This window comes from Sphingobacterium sp. 1.A.4, assembly GCF_002734245.1.
GTDB classification, from domain to species: Bacteria; Bacteroidota; Bacteroidia; order Sphingobacteriales; family Sphingobacteriaceae; genus Sphingobacterium; species Sphingobacterium tenebrionis.
Map to the genome: position 1 here is coordinate 1 of NZ_PEAZ01000017.1, position 691 is coordinate 691.

The following is a 691-nucleotide window of genomic DNA, read 5'->3' on the forward strand; positions in this document are numbered from 1 at the left end:
GTCACCACCGATTCGCGGCACTGGATGAAGAAGTACGGGAACCTGATAAAGGGACTTGCGGTCGAGCGTCCCGAGCAGGTCTGGGTAAGCGACATCACCTATGTACAGCTCAACAGGCGCTGGGGATATCTGAGCCTGATCACCGATGCCTATTCCAGGAAGATAGTGGGCTGGGCGTTCAGGGGCGACCTCTCGGCACAGGGATGTATCGATGCCCTGCAGATGGCACTGCGGCAGAGGCAGTATCCGGGAAAGGGTCTGATACACCACTCCGATCGGGGTTCGCAGTACTGTAGCAAAGGCTATGTGGATATCCTGCGCTCCAACGGGATAGCGGTCAGCATGACCGAGAACGGGGATCCCTACGAGAACGCGATAGCCGAACGGGTGAACGGCATACTGAAGGCGGAGTTCGACCTCTACGCATCACAGGGTGGCCTGAGGGAGACCACCGGAAAGATACGGGAGAACATCAGGGTATACAACAACCTGAGGCCGCACGCGAGCTGTGACTACCTCACCCCTGAACAGGCACACATGAGATCAGGTGCGCTCAGAAAGAGATGGAGACCAAAAAAATATCCAATAGTGAAGAAAGAGTTTGTATAGTACATATAGTATTACCAAATTTGCCTGTATAATCAATTCAGAATTAAACCAATAATCTGTATAGCTATATAAGGACAAGACA

The 691-nt window shown here is 52.2% G+C and carries 1 protein-coding gene; it reads left to right on the forward strand.

The window, feature by feature from the left end; translation table 11 throughout:
- The coding region (locus CRJ00_RS02100; RefSeq protein ID WP_144038063.1) for an IS3 family transposase at nucleotides 1-609 on the forward strand (609 nt) is incomplete at its 5' end.
- Nucleotides 610-691 lie beyond the last annotated feature (82 nt).